Consider the following 17019-nt stretch of genomic DNA (forward strand, 5'->3'; position numbering starts at 1 on the left):
GTATAGGGCGTTGATTGTCAAACGTGTAGCTGCTTTTCATTTGCTCCAGCGAGATAAACCCCCTGGAGCGTGATCGTGTATCAACCTTCGAAGCCTGTAACCTTGCCCACGACTTTCAGCGCGAAAGCCTGCGTATAGGCGACTTCTTCCAGCCGCGAAAAACGGCCCGAAGCGCCCGCATGGCCGGCATCCATATTGATGCGGAACAGCACCGGGTGGTCATCGGTTTTCAACTCGCGCAGCTTGGCAACCCATTTCGCCGGTTCCCAATAGGTGACGCGCGGGTCTGTCAGGCCTGCAACAGCCAGAATGGCCGGATAGGCTTGCGCCGTCACATTGTCATAAGGCGAATAGGCGGCGATGGTGCGATAATCCGCTTCCGAGGCAATCGGGTTACCCCATTCCGGCCATTCCGGCGGGGTGAGTGGCAGCGTATCGTCGAGCATGGTGTTCAGCACGTCGACAAACGGCACTTCCGCGATAATCCCGCCAAAGGCTTCCGGCGCGAGATTGGCGACCGCGCCCATCAACATGCCGCCAGCGGAGCCGCCATGGGCGACGATGCGGTCATGACTGGTGAAACCTTCGCTGACCAAATGCTTGGCGGCGGCGATGAAGTCGGTAAAAGTGTTCGTCTTCTTGTCGCGCTTGCCGTTTTCATACCAGGCAAAGCCCTTGTCCTTGCCGCCGCGAATATGCGCAATGGCGTAGACGAAGCCGCGATCCACCAGCGACAGGCGCGATGTGCTGAAGCTTGCCGGAATGGTGATGCCATAGGAGCCATAGCCGTAGAGCAGGCACGGAGCCGAACCGTCCAGCCTGGTATCCTTGTGATAAAGGATCGAGACCGGCACCAGCTCGCCATCGGCTGCGGGCGCAAGGATGCGGCGCGTCACATAATCGTCGATATCATGGCCGGACGGCACTTCCTGCGTCTTCAGAAGCGTCCGCTCGCGGGTGCGCATATTGTAATCGAAGAGCTGTTCCGGCGTCGTCATCGACGAATAGGAGAAGCGGATGACCTCGGTGTCGTATTCGGCGCTGCCATGCAGGCCGAGCGAATAGGCTTCCTCGTCAAAGGCAATGGCATGTTCTTCGCCGCTCTTGCGATCCCGAATGACGATGCGCGGCAGGCCGTTGTCCCGCTCGATCCAGACGAGGTGATGCTTGTAGGCAGAGTGGGACAGGATCAGGCGGCCCGGCTTTTCCGTCACCACATCCACCCAGTTTTCCGGCTGCGGCGCGCTGGCTGGCGCTTTGCAGATCTTGAAATCCTTCGCGCCATCGGCATTGGTCAGAATGAAAAATTCATCGCCGCCCGGCGCAATGTCGTATTCCGTGCCGCTTTTGCGCGCCATGATCAGTTCCGGCTTGGCCGCCGGATCATTGGCGGGCAGCAGCCAGCATTCCGATGTTTCGTGGTCGTGAATATCGATGAAGATATAGTCGTCCAGCGCGGAGCCGCCGACGCCGAGGAAGAAGCCAGCGTCCTGTTCTTCAAAGATCAGCCGGTCTTCGGACTGGTCGGTGCCGATGCGGTGATAGAATACTTTCGATGGGCGATGGTTTTCATCAAGCCGTGTATAGAAAAAGCCTTTGCTTTCCGCATCCCACGTGCCGCCACCATTGGTATCGGTGACGATGTCCGAAAGTTCCGCCATGGTCGTGAGATCGCGAACCTTCAGCTTGTAGAATTCCGATCCCTTGTCGTCATAGCCCCAGATCAACAGATTGTGATTGGGGGCATGGTCTGCCGAAGCAAGACGGAAATAGGCCTTGCCTTCGCCTTCCTTGTCGCCGTCGAGCAGGATTGTTTCGGCACCGCCGTCGCGCGGCGTGCGGATGAAATAGGGCTGCTCGCCGCCGGTGCGGTATGAAACGCCGTAAGCATAGGGGCCATCCTTCAACGGAACCGACGAATCATCTTCCTTGATGCGGCCGCGCATCTCCGCGAAAAGCTCTTTCTGCAGGGCTTCCGTGTTCTGCATCAGGCTTGCCTGATAGGCGTTCTCGGCATCGAGATGTTTGCGTATTTCCGGGGAAAGAACCGACGGGTCCTTGAAGACGTCCTGCCAGTTTTCCGCACGAAGCCAGGCGTAATCGTCGGTGCGGGTGATGCCGTGGCGGGTGTCGCTATGCGGATGTTTCGGGGCGTGCGGAGGCTGTGGCGGGCGAGCGTTATGAGGCATTCTGAAATCCGATGAACATTGTTTCAAATTGTTGCGGATCGCTTTAACGACCCTTTGGAAAGGCGGATATTGAGGCATATATAGTTTCAGGCACGGTCGAAAGCGAGTTGATTTCAATGAAATATATTTAAGCTATGCCTTTTTCGCGCCCGATTTTAGAGGCAGTGCTGCAATCAGCAAAATGTGTTTGTTTCGCGAGGCCAGATCATAGCTTAAAGCAAAAACGGTTGCTAAACTTGGTCATGCAAATTATGCGAGCCGTGCTGAAAAACTATATGCGGTTGCTTTATCGTCAATAAACGATGCGCGCCATGATTGTGCCAGTGAGATTGCCGGGGTGCTATTTCCATGAAAAGGCTTTGTTTTCGTTCTTTTTATTTGTGGCTTAAAGAATAATAGGCTATTATTAATGTAGTTTCGCACAACAATTCTATTGCAAAAGATCATGATAGTTGTTAAGTGCGGTCATAAAAGAGCTAGGTAGAGTTCTGAGATACGCAATCCCGACTTCAGATGTGTCATCGATGCCGAAAGTTGCGGAAAAACAAAAACATAAGAAGTAAAAAAAGGAAAACCGATGGAAAATCTGGATACGCACGACGAAAGCGCAGAACTGCTTCTGAGCCTGACCGCGGATGTTGTCGCTGCTTATGTTGGCAATAATTCGATTCGTGCGGGCGAGCTGCCGCTGTTGATTGCTGATGTTCATGCCGCTTTCAAGCGTCACGTGGAACGTGAAGAAGCGCCGGTTGTTGTTGAAAAGCCGAAGCCAGCCGTCAATCCGAAGAAGTCGGTTCATGACGACTACATCATCTGCCTCGAAGACGGCAAGAAGTTCAAGTCGCTCAAGCGTCACCTGATGACCCATTACAACATGACCCCGGAACAGTACCGCGAAAAGTGGGATCTCGATCCTAACTACCCGATGGTTGCTCCGAACTATGCTGCCGCTCGTTCGCGTCTGGCAAAGAAGATGGGCCTCGGCCGCAAGCCGAAGGGCGCTTAATCAGCGATCCTGACGGCGCATCGCGAAGACCGTGAAGCGGTTTTCGGATATTAATGTGCCTGAAGCAAAAATATGGAGCGTGCCCTGACCTGCCATGAGCAGGCCCGGGCGCGCTCTTTGTGTTTTAGCACTGTGCTTCTCGTATTTGAGCTTTCGATTTGGACGCGACAAAGATTGTTTTATATCGAGATGGGCTTTTGCTTGTGATTGCTATCAGGCGCGGTCGTTCGAATGCGTCGGCGTTGACTATAACTCTTTCGCGGGCCGCGTATATGTGCAGCAACATCACGATCGGCTTTGCCTTCCAACCTGTCGAGCGCCTGTTTTAAGGCAATGTGGCGGTTGAGATCATAACTCCAGTGACCACTGGTGCCCTTGAGGCGTTCGCGTTCGATCAGTCGCGTGAGGCGGCGCGCTGCTTGCTGCTTTTCCGTCTCCGATGCCTGCACCAGCCAGTCGATATCGATTCCCGCCACGATTTGCAGGGCCACGCGCTGCATGGCGCTCATCCGGTCTTGCTCCCGTTCGGCGAGAAAGATTCTGCGGGCCTGTTCCAGCGCTGTTTTCATACGCCTTGTCCTCGTTTGTCGATACAAACAGGATCGGCGATTTCTGTATGGTGTGGATAATATTCCTAAAATCTGTGAATCTGTTTGACGGGCGGAGGGACGGTCGGTTTACTCTCGGTGTCGCCGATCTTGCGGATGGCTGTTGAAAAACGCTCTCTAAAGCAAATAGTTAGAGAAACCCTTGGGGTGGGCGGTCAGGTGGCTCAAGCCAAAGCGCCAGAAGCGTCATCCTCCAACGCGGTGCCGGACACTCCAAACTTTATCCCGCAAACTTATCCTCCCTTGCAATTTTCTCATTATAAGAAGATATTCCTATTCAGATGAGGGAAGATGAATGTCTTTGGAACTAACGGATGTCATTCATACGCGGGCAGATGCTTTTGATGCTTTGCGGTTGATCGCGGCACGACATGGGAGGCCCCTTCTTCTCGACCCCGTTGAGGGATTGCCAGATCGAAAGCGGCAGGAATACAGCGTCCAATTGTGCGAAACGCTGATTGATCTCCTCGTGGCGTCGTTCGGTGTGGATGGCAAGGAACTGCGTGCGCCAACCCGGTGCAGGCGCAATGTGGCGCGGGTCAGGCAGATCGGCATGTATGTGGCGCATACGTCCTTCGGTCTGGCCATGCGGGAGGTGGCCACCGGCTTTGCGCGGGATCGCACAACGGTGATGCATGCCTGCCATCTCGTGGAAGATATGCGCGATGATGTCGATTTCGACGCCATCGTGACCGCCTTTGAGCGCATCGTGAATTCGGCTTTTTCAACCTGGAGGATGGCGGCATGACCACACAGATCTCGACGTCCGAAATGCGCGTGATGCGGTTCCTCAAAACAGGTGCTTGCGAAATGCAGGATTCGGTTCGCGATTCGCATATGCTGCTGGTTGGCGAGCAGGGGACGATTGCGGTTGCCCGCGATGAAGTCGCCGCCATGTGCGGCGAAGGTTTGCTGCGGATGGACGGTCAGAAGCTGGCGCTCTCCGGTAATGGGCGTAGGCGCACGCAATCGACCAAAATCGCGCCGCCTGAGCCAGATCATGGCGGCGGGCGGGTGACGGCGCTGATTGAACTGGCATCGGGGGAGAAGGTCGAGGTCAATCTGGCGGAATCGCCGCTGGCCATGCTCTATCGCCGTAAAGGTCCTGACGGCAATGCCTTCATTTCGGAGGATGAGTTCCACGCAGGAGAACGCTTGCGGGCGGATTTCACGCGGGGTTCGCTGATGCCGTCGATCACGTCGCGCTGGGATATCAGCGTTGGCGGCGGCGGGCGCGGTGGGGCAGGCGGCATGGCGGAACTGACCGACATCGCACTTGCGAGCCGAATGCGGGTGGAGCGGGCGCTGGAGGCGGTCGGGCCGGAATTAAGCCGCGTGCTGGTCGATGTTTGCTGTTTCCTGAAAGGGCTGGAGCGGGTGGAGCGCGAGCGTCAATGGCCGGTGCGTTCCGCCAAGGTCATGCTGAAAGCGGGCCTCGCCATGCTGCACCGGCACTATAATCCGCCACGTGACAGTGATCGTCGCCGGGGCGTGGTGCTGCATTGGGGGGCGGATGACTACCGCCCCGCAGCGCGGCCTCATACGAGGTGAGGCCGCTCTCGGCAGTCAAACGGCCTTGCCTTTCTTTGCGAGGGACCCAGCGATAATCAGCTTTTGAATATCGCTGGTTCCCTCGTAGATGCGGCAGATCCGGGCATCGCGATAAATGCGTTCGACGGCGAAATCCTTGAGATAACCATAGCCGCCGTGCACCTGGATCGCTTCAGAGGCGACTTTTTCAGCAATCTCGGAGGCAAACAGTTTCGCCATGGCGGCTTCCGTCTTGCAGGGCTGACCTGCATCACGCAGCCTTGCGACATAATGCAGATAGCTGCGCGCCACTTCGATTTGCGTGTGCATTTCTGCCAGCCGGAAACCGACTGCCTGATGTTCGATGATGGCTTTGCCGAATGTCTGCCGTTCCAGCGCATAGGCATGGGCATGGTCGAAGGCCGCCTGCGCCAGCCCAAGCGACTGCGCCGCGATGCCAAGGCGTCCGAGTTCCAGCGTGCTCATCGCCAGAGCATAGCCGCCGCCGACTTCACCCAGCACATGGTCGTCGGCAACGAAGACATCGTCAAGCTGCACCTGACAGGTTTCCGAGGCCGCAAGGCCGAGCTTGTCTTCGATGCGAACGCAGACATAACCGGGCGCGGTCGGGGAGACCAGAAACGCGGTGATGCGGCGGCGCGGGTCATCGCTCTCGGTTGCCGCAAATATGATGGCGATATCGGCGGATTTGCCATTCGACATGAACTGTTTTGCGCCGGTGAGGCGAAAGCCGCCATCGACCCGGACCGCCTTGGTACGGATCGCAAAGGCATTGGACCCTGCTTCCGGTTCGGTCAGGCCAAAAGCACCGTTGAAGCGACCTTCCGCCAGCGGACGCAGATAAAGTTCCTTCTGCCGATCGCTCCCATGTACGCGCAAGGGAGTCGAAATGAGACCATTGTGCAGCGCCATCATCGCGCCGATGCTGCCATCGGCGGCGGCGATTTCTTCCAGCGCCAGAACATAGCTCAGATGGTCGGTTGCAACGCCGCCCCATTCCTCGGAAACCAGCATGCCGAGAAAACCCAGCTCTCCCAGTTCCTGCATTTCGGTGCGCGGAAAATAATGGTGCTCACGGTCGCGCATGGCTGCGGTTGGGGCCAGTTTTTCACGGGCGAAGCTGCGCGCACTGTCACGGATCATCCGTTGTTCGTCGGTCAGCAGGCAATCATGCGTCATGGTTGGGTTCCTTCAGAAGCTGCTGCGGTTGCAATGTCAGGCCGTGCAACACGCCGTCGCGCACGAGGCTTTCGATATCGTCGGCAGTAAGTTCCAGTTTTTCCTGCAATATGTCGGTGGCATGCGCGCCCAGTGCGGGTGGCGGTGTCGGGGCGGGGCAATCCATGCCGGAAAACTTGGCCGGCTGGCGCAGAACGCGCACCGGGCCGCTGGCGGACGTGACTTCCGGCAGGAGACCACGCGCGCGCACCTGTTCGCTGGCGGTTGCATCGGAGACAGAAAGCACCGGCGAGCAGGGCACGTCATGGGCCTGCAAGGCGTCGATCACCTGTTCGACACCCATTGCCGTGCTCCATGCTTCGATGATGGCCTTCAGCTCGGCATGGTTTTCGTTGCGTGCGGTTGCCGTGGCAAAGCGTTCGTCGGTCGCAAGCTGGGGTTCGCCCAAAGCTTCGGCCAGACCGGCAAATTGCTTCGAACTCAAAACGGCAATCGTCAGATAGCCGTCCGCTGCCGCAAAGACACCGAATGGCGCGCTCAAAGGATGGCGATTCCCGACCCGCTTCGGCGATTTGCTGCCATAAAGCTGCTGGGTCAGCGCCGCAGGCAGAAGATTGAACAGGCAATCATACATGGCGACATCGACAAACTGGCCCTTGCCGGTTCGTTCGCGGGCAAGAAGGGCGGCCAGCGCCGACCAGGACGCAAAAAGCCCGGCGGTCAGATCGGCAACGGATTCGCCGGTCATCATCGGCGGGCCATCCGGTTCGCCGGAAATATCCATGAAGCCGGTTACCGCCTGCACGACGAGATCATATGCAGGCAGATTGCCCATCGGGCTTTGCTGGCCGAAGCCGGAAATCGCCACATGGATGAGGCGCGGATTGTTTTTGGCAAGCTCGGCAAACCCGAGCCCCAGCCGGTCCATCACGCCGGGGCGAAAATTCTCCACGATGATATCGGTATTCTTTGCCAGTTGGCGGACAATATCCCGCCCGCGTTCCTTGCGCAGATCAATGGAGATGCTCTTCTTGTTGCGGTTCATCAGCAGGAACAGCCCACCGCCGTCGGTTGTTCCCGGCGTGATGTGCCGGTAATCGTCGCCTTCCGGACTTTCGATCTTGATGACTTCCGCGCCCAGATCGCCAAGCAAGGCCGTACAAAACGGCCCGGCCAGAACGCGCGTGAAATCCAAAACGCGAATCCCGTCGAGGCACGGCGCCCTTTCGTTGAACATGTTCGTATCCCCTTATTGTTTAATTTAAGGGGAGGCTAAACGCAGTTCAGTATCGGAAAAAGAATTGAAATCGAGCAGTCATTATAGGAAAATCCTCTAATGATATCGCTTCGTCAACTCCACTATTTCGTCACTTCCGCCGAGGCTGGCAGCGCAACGGGCGCTGCCGAAAAGCTCAATGTTTCGCAGCCCTCCATATCGGCGGCAATCCGCGATCTGGAACGTGATCTGGGGCAACCGCTTTTCGAGCGGCGGCAGGCTAGGGGGCTGGAGCTGACGCCTTTCGGCAGTCGCAAGCTGCAAGAGGCGCGGCTGCTTCTGGCTGGCGCGGAAGATTTTGCTCTATCGGGCAAGGGTGAGGGTGCGGCACGGTTGACGCTCGGTTATTTCAGCACGCTGGGGCCGGTCTGTGTTCCGGGCATATTGGGCCATTTGAAACAGGCGTTTCCCGATATGCGCGTGAAGCTGCGCGAGTTCGATCTGGAAGGCATGGCGCGGGCGCTGGAAAAAGGCATTGTCGATCTCGGCATTACCTATGATGTCGGTCTGCCGGAGACAGTCACATGGGAAACCATGCTGTCTTACGCACCGCATGCGGTCGTTCCGCCGGACAATCCATTGGCCGCGAAGCAGAGCGTGACGCTGGCGGAACTGGCGCGCTATCCGTTCATTCTTGTCGATCTGCCGCTCAGCCGCGAATTTCTGCTGGTGCCATTTTGGCAGCAGGGTCTGTCGCCGAATATCGTGCTGCGGACCACCTCGGTGGAGATGGTGCGCGGCATGGTGGCGAATGGTCTCGGCGTGTCGCTGCTTTTCACGCGGCCCGGCCACGATTTCAGCCATGATGGACGAAAAGTCGTGTGCCTGCCGATTGAGGATGAAACGCTGCGCCAGCGTCTGGTGCTGGCCTATCCGACCAGTGGTCCAACCACGCAAACGGGGAGGGAAGCGCTGCCCGCAATCCGCGACTGTTTTGCCGCACGGTCATTTCAGGCGGGGCCAGATACCCCCGATTGACAGTGACCGAACACCACCTTATCGCAAGGGAAAAGCCGGTGTGACCGGGCGGGGAAATTGGGGAGAATTTGCATGTCGTCGAATGTCCGGGATCGGCTGGAAACTATTCTGACGCGGCTTGAGGCCCGCCGCGATCATGAGCGTGTTTTCAGCAAGGTTTATGCGGAGCGGGCGCGGGCGGAAGCAGATGCCGCTGATGCACGGCTTGGAGCAGGGCAGGCCCTTGGTCCGCTGGATGGCCGCATTGTCTCGATCAAGGATCTCTTCGATGTCGCGGGCGAACCGACGCTGGCCGGGTCTGTGGTTCGGCGCACAGCCGCACCTGCGGTCCAGGATGCGACCATCGTGCAGCGGCTGCGCGAGGCGGGAGCGGTGATCGTCGGCAAGACGCATATGACTGAATTTGCTTTCACGCCAGTCGGTCTCAACCCGCATTATGGGGAGCCGGGCAATGCCGTCGATCCGACGCGCATTCCGGGTGGGTCGTCGTCGGGCGCAGCGGTCTCGGCAGCGGAAGGCACCAGCGAAATCGCCATCGGGTCGGATACGGGCGGTTCGGTGCGCATTCCCGCGGCGCTGAACGGCATTGTCGGTTTCAAGCCGACGGCGCGGCGCATTCCGTTGGATGGCGCTTTTCCGCTGGCGCCTTCGCTTGATTCCATTGGGCCGCTCACCAGGACGGTGGCGGATGCCATTTTGACCGATGCCGTGATGGCGGGCGAAACACCGATTCTGCCGGATGCGGTGCCGCTTTCCAGCCTGCGGATCGCCGTGCCGAGGGGCTATTTGCTGGACGCCATGGAGCCGGATGTGGCTGCGCATTTCGGGGCGTCGCTGGCGGTGCTTGAAAAGGCAGGCGTAAAGCTTGTCGATATCATGCTGGACGATTTGATCCAGCGCTGGCGAGAGGCAAGCAGCTCCGGGTCGATTGTCGGCATCGAGGCCAGCCGCATTCATGCCGACACTTGGCTGCGCGACCCCGACGCCAATGTCGATCTGCGGGTGAAGCGCCCGCTATCGGTGCGCCTGCACGTGCCGGATGAAACCTATCGCGCCATGGTGGAAACCCGAAATCAGCTGATCCGCGAGATGGATGAGCGGTTGAATGGCTTCGATGCATTCGCCACGCCCGCCACACCGATTGTCGCGCCGACGATTGCTTCGGTCAGTCACGACGAGGACGAATATGATCGTGTGGAAGGTCTGACGCTACGCGATACGCAGGTCGGCAATCAGTTCGATCTGTGCAGCATCACGCTGCCTATGCCGGACATGAAGCTGCCGACAGGCCTGATGCTGACCGCACGCGGCGACACCGACAAAAACCTGCTTGCAGCTGCTCTGTCGGTGGAAAAGGTACTAGGCTGAGAGCTTGGCCGCTTCCGCTTCACGGCGGATGCGGGCGACCATGGCGCGCAGACCGTTTGAGCGCTGTGGGGTCAGATGCTCGTCAAGGCCAAGCGTTTTCAGCACACTTTCCGGCTCGATGGCGAGAATTTCCGAGGCGCGTTTGCCGGAATAGAGCGCCAGAACGATGGCGACCAGACCACGCACGATATGCGCATCGGAATCGCCCAGAAATTCGATCACCGGATCTGCGCCGCTATGCGGCATGGTCTTGAGCCAGACCTGACTGACGCAGCCCTGAACCTTATGTTCTGCATCGCGCGCGTCATCTGGATAGGGCGACAGTTCCTTGCCGAGATCGATGACATAGCGATAGCGATCTTCCCAGTCGTCGAGAAATTCGAAGTCGGACATGATGCTATCGATTGTGGTCGTCATGATACTCGCCTGAAATGCCGTCTTTGGGGTGTTGTGCCGCTTATATAGTCATGAATGGTGGTAAGGTCACGGGAAAGATCAGTGTTTTGCAGGGATCGCGCCAGTCGTCCGGCGATCCAGTGCCCGCAAGGCTGCCGCACGAGAGGTCGGGATCGGGATATTGATCAAACCGCTTGTTTGAGGAGCGGCTTGCTCGGACAGGATTTCGGAGACTGTCGTTTCGGGTTTTTCAGCGACGGCTACGGGTTGCGGGTCAGCAGGCGTTTCGCTTTTGTTGCCGAAACGCTGGCTCAGATAATCGAGCATCTGGCCGCTGCCCTTGAGCAAACCGCTGCCCGCACTTGAAATCATCGACGTGCCATTCTCGCAGAAACTCGGATTGTTCATGCAGAGTTTGCCGATCTCAATCGCCGTTTTGCCATTGGCCAAAAGCTGATCCACGGTACTCGGCTCGCCACGCGTCTCAGCGATGGCAGCGGGCTTTTCGGCACTTTTGTTTTCCTGTTCCGCTGGGAAAAAGCGCGGCATTACAATGAATGCCAGCGACAGCCAGATAGCGGATTTGATGAGGAAACGGATCATGGCCTTGTTGCTGTTGCTCGCCTTCAGCTAATCGAACGATGTCGCCAATGTCCGATGAAATCGAAAAGATTCCGTAACCGCGCGATTCGCAATTCTGTGATGTGCGCAGTGGTAGGCGGAAGATTGTGCAATCTTCGCGCTTTCGTACAAGCAATCGCTACCCTCTGTTTACCATAGGTCGAAAAGCACGGCTCCCGCGATGCTTATCTGCATTCATGGGCCTCGTTTTATCGTTTCCTTAAAGCCTCACCTGCAATCTGAAGATCGCCGGGAATGTTCTTTTCCGAATGTTTCGGGCGGATGAGTATGTGTATGAGTTTGAGTGAGTAGCGCACGTTGAACGCCATTCTTTTGAAAGCAGCTAAGACCGTTCGCACTGGTGTGCAGACGCTCGGCCGTTTTTACGAACGTTTTTGCCGCCGCTGGGTGAACACGCCCGACGCGACGGCTATGCGTGTTGTCGGTTCGGTCGTTGTTGTGCCGCTGCTGCTTGTTGCTGCCGTTCTGGCTTCCGGTCTCGCATCCGGGCCGACTGAATTTGCCATTCTCGCCGCCAGCTTCGCCGGTATGGCGATGATTTTCTGCGCTCTCTCACTGATGGGATTGAGCGCCGCTCTCCTCGGAACATTGAATTTTGTCGCCTATGGCGCGGGACTTGCCGCCATTGGCATGGTCTCCAGTAGCGATGCCGCTCTGTGGCTGATGGCGGCTGCCTTGCCGCTGGAAATCTGGCTTGTCAGCCGCAAGCCTGCTGCCGCAATTGCTGGCGCTGTTGCAGCACTTGCCATTGTCGGCGCTTTTGCGATGACAAACGGCGGCGTGATTGCCGGTGGTTCGCTGGCCTCCGTCACAGTGCTGGTTCTTTATGCGGCAAGCCTTGTCGCGCGCAGCGTGGGTCTGGCCGTCAAGCCACAGAACAATGAAACCGCCATGCCGCAGGTTGCTATTGCCGAGGGCGACGTGCAGTTCGTACTGGATGCAGAAGGCGTCATCGCATCGGTCGGCGACAAGACCGCAAAGCTTCTCGGCATGCAGCCAAAAATGCTGGAAACGACCGCTCTGGTCGACCGCGTCCATGTTGCCGACCGCGTGCAATATCTCTCGCTTCTGGCCGATCTGCGTTCGGGGATTGCATCGAAACGTGTCGATATCCGTCTGCGCTCCATCGAAGCTGGAAGCCCGGTTTTCCGTGCCTATCGTCTGGAAGGGCTGACTGCCGCTGGCGTAATCACGCTGGTCGGTCGGTCGCTGGAAGGCGAACAAAAGCTTCTGGATGAAATCGCAACCTTGAAGGCGGAGCTGGAATCGGAGCGCGTCGGCAAGGGCCGTCTGCTCGCCTCGGTCAGCCACGAACTGCGCACGCCGCTCAATTCCATCATCGGTTTCTCCGACATGCTGTCGCATGGGGTGGGTGGTCAGCTCGCCAATGAAAAGCAGCGCGAATATGCGGGCCTGATCCATCAGTCGGGGCATTATCTGCTGGAGTTGGTGAATGCGGTTCTCGACAATTCGCGGCTGGAAACCGGCACTTACGGGATTGCGCCGCAGAACTTTGCCTTCCGCGACGTGGCCGAAATGTGCACCTCGGTCATGCTGCCGCAGGCGGAAAAGAAGGGCGTTGCCTTCTGCCATCGCGTCGGCAACGGCGTTGGCGAACTGATGGCCGACCGTCGCGCGGTGCAGCAGATCCTGCTCAATCTGGCGGCCAATGCCGTGAAGTTCACCGAGACCGGCGGTTGCGTCACCATTGACGCCGCCCGTGTGGTGGCTGACGGTCGCGCTATGCTGGAAATCAGCGTTTCGGACACCGGCATCGGTATCGAGCCGGAAGATTTGCAGCGCATCGGCATGCCTTTTGTGCGCGCCGATAACAGCTATACGCGCGCTCAGGAAGGAAGTGGCCTTGGACTATCCGTGGTCAAGGGCCTCGTGGAATTGCATCAGGGATCGATGAACCTCAAGAGCTGTCCCGGCGAAGGCACGGTTGTGACCGTCCGTCTTCCGGTGACAGGTCCGCAATATCTCGCGGGAGATGACGAACAACAGGAACTTGGCACGGTGATCGATATGCACCGTCACCAGGGAGAAAGGCGCAATGACTGGCAGAACGACGAAGACCGGGAGCAGAACCCAGAGCGGATCGCAGAACCGCTCCACACGCAGACCCGCAAAACAGCGTAGTCTGGGGACACGGCTCCTCCAATTCTTCTTCAACTCGGCCTCGGCACTGGCGATCGTTGCCGGTGACTTTGTCGTGCGCAATCCGGTTCTGACCGGCGGAGCGACGGCCTTTCTCGTGGTAATGAGTTTCGTGTCGGCCAATGCGCTCTGGTATCAGCCGGAGGCGCATAATGCCGTGTTCTTCCGTACGAGACCTGATTTCGTTTTCAAGCCGACGCCACGCGCCGTTCTGCCCGGCACCGCCGCCGCCAGTCAGCAGGAAACAAAGCCAGTAGAAACGGCAACGGCTGACCCGCAGGCAACGGGCAAGACGACCACGCAGGGCGTGAGCGATGCCGACCTTTCGGCAGATCGCATGCCGGTCACGGCCACCGACGATATGCTGCCTGCGCTCGCGCCGAATGCCGATCTGGAGATTGCCCGTCTGCAACAGCGTCTTTCCATGCTTGGCGTCTATAAAGGCCCGGTGGATGGCTTTACCGGCCCGCAGACCCGCGAGGCTGTGGATCGCTGGCGCGCCTTGCAGCAGAAACTGGGCGTGCAGCAGGCCAGCGTTCCGGCGCAGGTCGAAAGCCCGGCGCCTGCGCAACAGGATGAGGTCGCCAAGGCTATCGAAGTCGTGGCTGTGCCGACGCCGCGCCCGCAACTATCCGCACAACCGGCTGTGTTGAAAAGCGAGACGCCGGCCAAGCCGAAGCCTGATCTTGCCGCCTATCAAAAGCCGGTTCAGAAGAGCGAACCGGCTGGCGCACCGGCAGGTCCGGCGGGGAAAATCTCTTCGCAGGATATCATCCGCGTGCAGGCCGGGCTGAAGGCTTTCGGCAATGATATGGTGCCGGTCAATGGCCAGCCGGGCAAGGCGACGGAATCAGCCATTCGCGAGTTCCAGAAGCTGTTCGGCATGCGCCAGACAGGCGAAATCGATTCCACGCTCATTGCCAAGATGCGTGAAATCGGGCTCATCAGCTAGAAGCCTTTCCAGCAAAAGTGCGAAGCGGTTTTGCGTCGGATAATGCGAAAGAAAAGTAGTTACGCGGCCATGCGACTGACATCGGATTTCTGGGTTTCCGCATTGATCCGCCGAGTGCAGGGTGAGGGTGGCTTTGCCTATCTCGCCCGGCGCGGTTCGACGGAAGCAGGCGCGATATTCATCAAGGTCAGTTCGCGTTTCGGCACATGCGATCTTTATTCGCCTGCGCCGCAGACGTCCTATGAAGAAGACAATGATGGCGAGCGCAAGTTTCTGCGCATTCTCCACGATGCCGACGACATAGCGGCAGGCGACAGGATGCAGCGGGAAATCCGTTTTGATCCGGACCTGTGGCTGGTCGAACTGGAAGATGTGACCGACGCGTCTCTGTTCTTCACTATCGCGCAGGACGGCGAGACGTTCTGAACTTTACTTGGCGAACCTGCTATCCGCAGCCGGTCCATCGCTGTTGGCGGCCTCGGCCAGCGGTTCATCATCATGAGCCATTTCACGCAATTTACTGCGCAGCATGGCCGACATATCCTCGGCTTTCCAGCGGCGCACCAGCGCCATGGCTTTTTCCCGATCGATGGAACGGTAGATTTGCACGAATTCGCGCAGCCCGTCGCGATCGGTGTCGATGGTTCCCAGAACAGCGGTCATCACCAGAAAGCATTCGGCGGCGGGGAGGCCAAGCGCCTTCAAAGCAATCGGCAGATGCGACTCCGGCCATCTGCCGATGACGGCGTCAGCACGCTCGAACGACAGGTCGAGCGCATCGGCAAGCGCGTTGCGGAAAAACTGGCTGTCGATCAAAAGCGCCGTTTCGATCAGGCGGTCAGAGCCGATCAAGGTTCCCGCATTGAAGAAGGGCTGTTGCAGCGTGCGCGCGAGACGTTCCGAGCTGCCGCCGCTCATCAGCGGCGCTTTCGCTGCCGACAGATCGGGTATTTGCGGCTTTTCAAGCGGCTCGGCTTCGATATTCGCGAGATTGTCCTGCAGCGTCAGCGTGCGGTCGATCACCGGATCGGCGAAGCTGCGCAACACGCCTTGCAGCAGAATATCGCCGGACTGACGGCGGGCAATGGCGCGGGCATGGGCAAGCCCGTTCTGGCCGATGAGATCGATCAGGTCGCCCGGACGCAATAGCGGCGAACGCAGGAGAATGGGGGCCGAGATTTCCACCGGCTCGGCGGCAAGCGCGAGAATGATGCGGCGCGGGGCTTCTTCCAACTGGGCAAGGGCATTGGCTGCGTGACGCTTGCCGCGCGTGGTCGCGCACTGCAAAAGCGGCGTGACCAGATCTTCCAGCTGTTGCATGTCCTGACGACCGGGGCGCGTGATACCGGCGAACGCAGAAATCGCGGCCGCCAGAAGGTCGTCCGCTTTGCTCCCCGCTTTTGAATTCGACGGGCTCCGGTTGCCTGAAATTTCCTCCAGGGCGCGGAACTGATCATTTGTCACGCAGAATACTCCGGTAGGCATACACTCGCTGCCATCAAAGGTCCCCGCAATGGTCAGCACACCGGATAATAGGCATGAAGCCTTAGCAACTCATTAACCGTGCCGCAGAAGATCTGGATGCCTTTAGCTGCCCTCGAAGGGCGCGCACTGGGCGTCATCGAAGAAGCGTTGCACCTCTTTCTTCCAGGTCGCGTCGGGCATGAAAACACGCAACACGGCAGCCCCTTCGCCAATGTTCTGCTCGACGGCCAGAGATTGCGCATCAATCTGCGACCCGTCCGCCTTGAGGCTCGCCATGCCGACGGGATCGGCGATGATGAGATCAAGCTTGCGCTCATTGGAGACGTTATCGTTGATGCTGTAGAGATTGTCGCCATTCGGCGCATAGACCGACAAGGACCAGTAGGGGACAATGCCCGCCGTGGTCATATGAACCGGCCCGTCGGCCAGATCGAAACGGCAGGTCGCTTCCTTGACCAGCGGGTCGCTGTCGCCGACCGGGCCTTTGTTCTCGTCGAGAGCGAAGAAACGATAGGGCGTGGTGGCGCTTTCGATACGCGCCCACGCATTCGTGTCGGAATAGACCGGGACCAGCAACAGCACACAGATATGGACGATGGCTGCGCCGACGAGGCCGAGCAGGATGAGACGGATGATCCTACCCATGGCAGTCGTCCCCCGTGCGCACGAGTACAGGCATGACGAGATCGGACAGGCCCGACGAGCTTGCGGCGGGCGTGTCGTAAAGCGTCATGACGAGAATAAGGCCTCCACGGCCTTCCACCGGCAGCCAGTTGCCGGGGCGGGCATCGGGCCCAATGGTGATGGAAACACTGCCGTCGCTTTCATAGAGGACTTCTCTTGAATGAAGCGCTGCTTGCAGGCCGTCACGCGGCTTGATCGGAGTGAGGTTGGGCGTGGCCGGATAGATCGTCCAGAAACGGGCTGGCGGCGTGGCTCCGGTCAGGCGATAGGTGCAGCCGCGTTGCAAGTCGCGTCCGCTGCTGTCGCGGCGCGCAAAGAAGGGCAGCCCCTCTGCGGCGCCAAGCGCCAGATAGGCCTTGCGGGCGGCGCGGGCGCGCGAGTAGGGATCGGCATTCGCCGTCCCATCGTCGGGAAATGCGGTCCAGGCACCAACCTGCAATTCTCCAAAACCGTTGAAACGGTCGAGGATGAAATGGACGCTGAATATGCCCCCGCCGAGCGCAAGCGCCAGTACAAAAGCAGCTTTGAGAATGGTTTTAAGCATA

16 protein-coding genes and 1 pseudogene are annotated in these 17019 nt (G+C 58.6%); 8 read left to right on the plus strand and 9 right to left on the minus strand.

The annotated features are described in order from the left end of the window. Positions 1-80 precede the first annotated feature (80 nt). Positions 81-2189: a S9 family peptidase gene (locus tag ABWW11_RS04360; protein WP_283736101.1), complete on the minus strand. Its 2109-nt coding sequence runs from the start codon at positions 2187-2189 to the stop codon at positions 81-83. A gap of 577 nt (positions 2190-2766) precedes the next feature. Between ABWW11_RS04360 and ABWW11_RS04365 the strand changes: the two genes are divergently transcribed. After that, positions 2767-3195 carry a Ros/MucR family transcriptional regulator gene (locus ABWW11_RS04365; RefSeq protein WP_109368585.1) on the plus strand — a complete coding sequence of 143 codons (429 nt, stop codon included), beginning with the start codon at positions 2767-2769 and terminating at the stop codon, positions 3193-3195. 287 nt (positions 3196-3482) lie between these two features. Here the strand turns inward: ABWW11_RS04365 and ABWW11_RS04370 are convergent. Next, positions 3483-3764 (minus strand): annotated as a pseudogene (locus ABWW11_RS04370) (cytoplasmic protein); the annotation flags it as partial. A 340-nt stretch (positions 3765-4104) separates the two neighbouring features. On the opposite strand from ABWW11_RS04370, the gene ABWW11_RS04375 reads away from it, so the two are divergent. Together ABWW11_RS04375 and ABWW11_RS04380 are read left to right on the plus strand one after the other, a co-directional pair. Then, positions 4105-4551: a helix-turn-helix domain-containing protein gene (locus tag ABWW11_RS04375; RefSeq protein ID WP_121536280.1), complete on the plus strand. Its 447-nt coding sequence runs from the start codon at positions 4105-4107 to the stop codon at positions 4549-4551. Next, entirely contained in the window at positions 4548-5354 is an 807-nt protein-coding gene (locus ABWW11_RS04380; RefSeq protein WP_121535474.1) for a DUF6456 domain-containing protein, read from the plus strand. The genes ABWW11_RS04375 and ABWW11_RS04380 overlap by 4 nt, the downstream gene beginning before the upstream one ends. A 15-nt stretch (positions 5355-5369) precedes the next feature. Here ABWW11_RS04380 and ABWW11_RS04385 read toward each other — a convergent pair whose 3' ends face one another. After that, entirely contained in the window at positions 5370-6533 is a 1164-nt protein-coding gene (locus tag ABWW11_RS04385; protein ID WP_121535477.1) for an acyl-CoA dehydrogenase family protein, read from the minus strand. Beyond that, positions 6523-7770, minus strand: coding sequence for a CaiB/BaiF CoA transferase family protein (locus ABWW11_RS04390; protein WP_121535480.1), 1248 nt, complete (start codon positions 7768-7770; stop codon positions 6523-6525). Before ABWW11_RS04390 ends, ABWW11_RS04385 begins: the two co-directional genes overlap by 11 nt. Positions 7771-7869: 99 nt before the next feature. Between ABWW11_RS04390 and ABWW11_RS04395 the strand changes: the two genes are divergently transcribed. Then, positions 7870-8787 carry a LysR family transcriptional regulator gene (locus ABWW11_RS04395; protein ID WP_121535483.1) on the plus strand — a complete coding sequence of 306 codons (918 nt, stop codon included), beginning with the start codon at positions 7870-7872 and terminating at the stop codon, positions 8785-8787. Positions 8788-8859: 72 nt separating this feature from the next. After that, the gene (locus tag ABWW11_RS04400) at positions 8860-10155 is read left to right on the plus strand and encodes an amidase (protein ID WP_121535486.1); all 1296 of its coding nucleotides are present in this window, start codon (positions 8860-8862) and stop codon (positions 10153-10155) included. Here ABWW11_RS04400 and ABWW11_RS04405 read toward each other — a convergent pair. Together ABWW11_RS04405 and ABWW11_RS04410 are read right to left on the minus strand one after the other, a co-directional pair. Then, a complete protein-coding gene (locus ABWW11_RS04405) occupies positions 10147-10572 on the minus strand; it encodes a SufE family protein (RefSeq protein ID WP_078340179.1) in 426 nt (141 codons plus the stop codon). The two genes, ABWW11_RS04400 and ABWW11_RS04405, sit on opposite strands and share 9 nt — an antisense overlap. A gap of 78 nt (positions 10573-10650) precedes the next feature. Beyond that, positions 10651-11154 carry a hypothetical protein gene (locus ABWW11_RS04410; RefSeq protein ID WP_121535489.1) on the minus strand — a complete coding sequence of 168 codons (504 nt, stop codon included), beginning with the start codon at positions 11152-11154 and terminating at the stop codon, positions 10651-10653. Positions 11155-11490: 336 nt separating this feature from the next. On the opposite strand from ABWW11_RS04410, the gene ABWW11_RS04415 reads away from it, so the two are divergent. The 3 genes from ABWW11_RS04415 to ABWW11_RS04425 all read left to right on the plus strand — a co-directional run bounded on the left by ABWW11_RS04415 (position 11491) and on the right by ABWW11_RS04425 (position 14731). Then, a complete protein-coding gene (locus tag ABWW11_RS04415; protein WP_121535492.1) occupies positions 11491-13335 on the plus strand; it encodes a sensor histidine kinase in 1845 nt (614 codons plus the stop codon). Then, on the plus strand, positions 13250-14305 hold the full coding sequence (locus ABWW11_RS04420) for a peptidoglycan-binding domain-containing protein (RefSeq protein WP_121535495.1): 1056 nt from the start codon (positions 13250-13252) through the stop codon (positions 14303-14305). The genes ABWW11_RS04415 and ABWW11_RS04420 overlap by 86 nt, the downstream gene beginning before the upstream one ends. Before the next feature lie 69 nt (positions 14306-14374). Next, entirely contained in the window at positions 14375-14731 is a 357-nt protein-coding gene (locus ABWW11_RS04425; RefSeq protein WP_121535498.1) for a DUF1491 family protein, read from the plus strand. 3 nt (positions 14732-14734) lie between these two features. Here the strand turns inward: ABWW11_RS04425 and ABWW11_RS04430 are convergent, their stop codons facing one another. The 3 genes from ABWW11_RS04430 to ABWW11_RS04440 all read right to left on the minus strand — a co-directional run bounded on the left by ABWW11_RS04430 (position 14735) and on the right by ABWW11_RS04440 (position 17018). Next, the gene (locus tag ABWW11_RS04430) at positions 14735-15769 is read right to left on the minus strand and encodes a DUF2336 domain-containing protein (protein ID WP_121535501.1); all 1035 of its coding nucleotides are present in this window, start codon (positions 15767-15769) and stop codon (positions 14735-14737) included. 123 nt (positions 15770-15892) lie between these two features. Then, on the minus strand, positions 15893-16435 hold the full coding sequence (locus ABWW11_RS04435; RefSeq protein ID WP_121535504.1) for a DUF1254 domain-containing protein: 543 nt from the start codon (positions 16433-16435) through the stop codon (positions 15893-15895). Further along, on the minus strand, positions 16428-17018 hold the full coding sequence (locus ABWW11_RS04440; protein WP_121535507.1) for a DUF1214 domain-containing protein: 591 nt from the start codon (positions 17016-17018) through the stop codon (positions 16428-16430). Before ABWW11_RS04440 ends, ABWW11_RS04435 begins: the two co-directional genes overlap by 8 nt. Between the last annotated feature and the right edge of the window lies 1 nt (position 17019).

Source organism: Brucella sp. NBRC 113783, from assembly GCF_040372265.1.
In the GTDB taxonomy this organism is placed as follows: domain Bacteria; phylum Pseudomonadota; class Alphaproteobacteria; order Rhizobiales; family Rhizobiaceae; genus Brucella; species Brucella teleogrylli.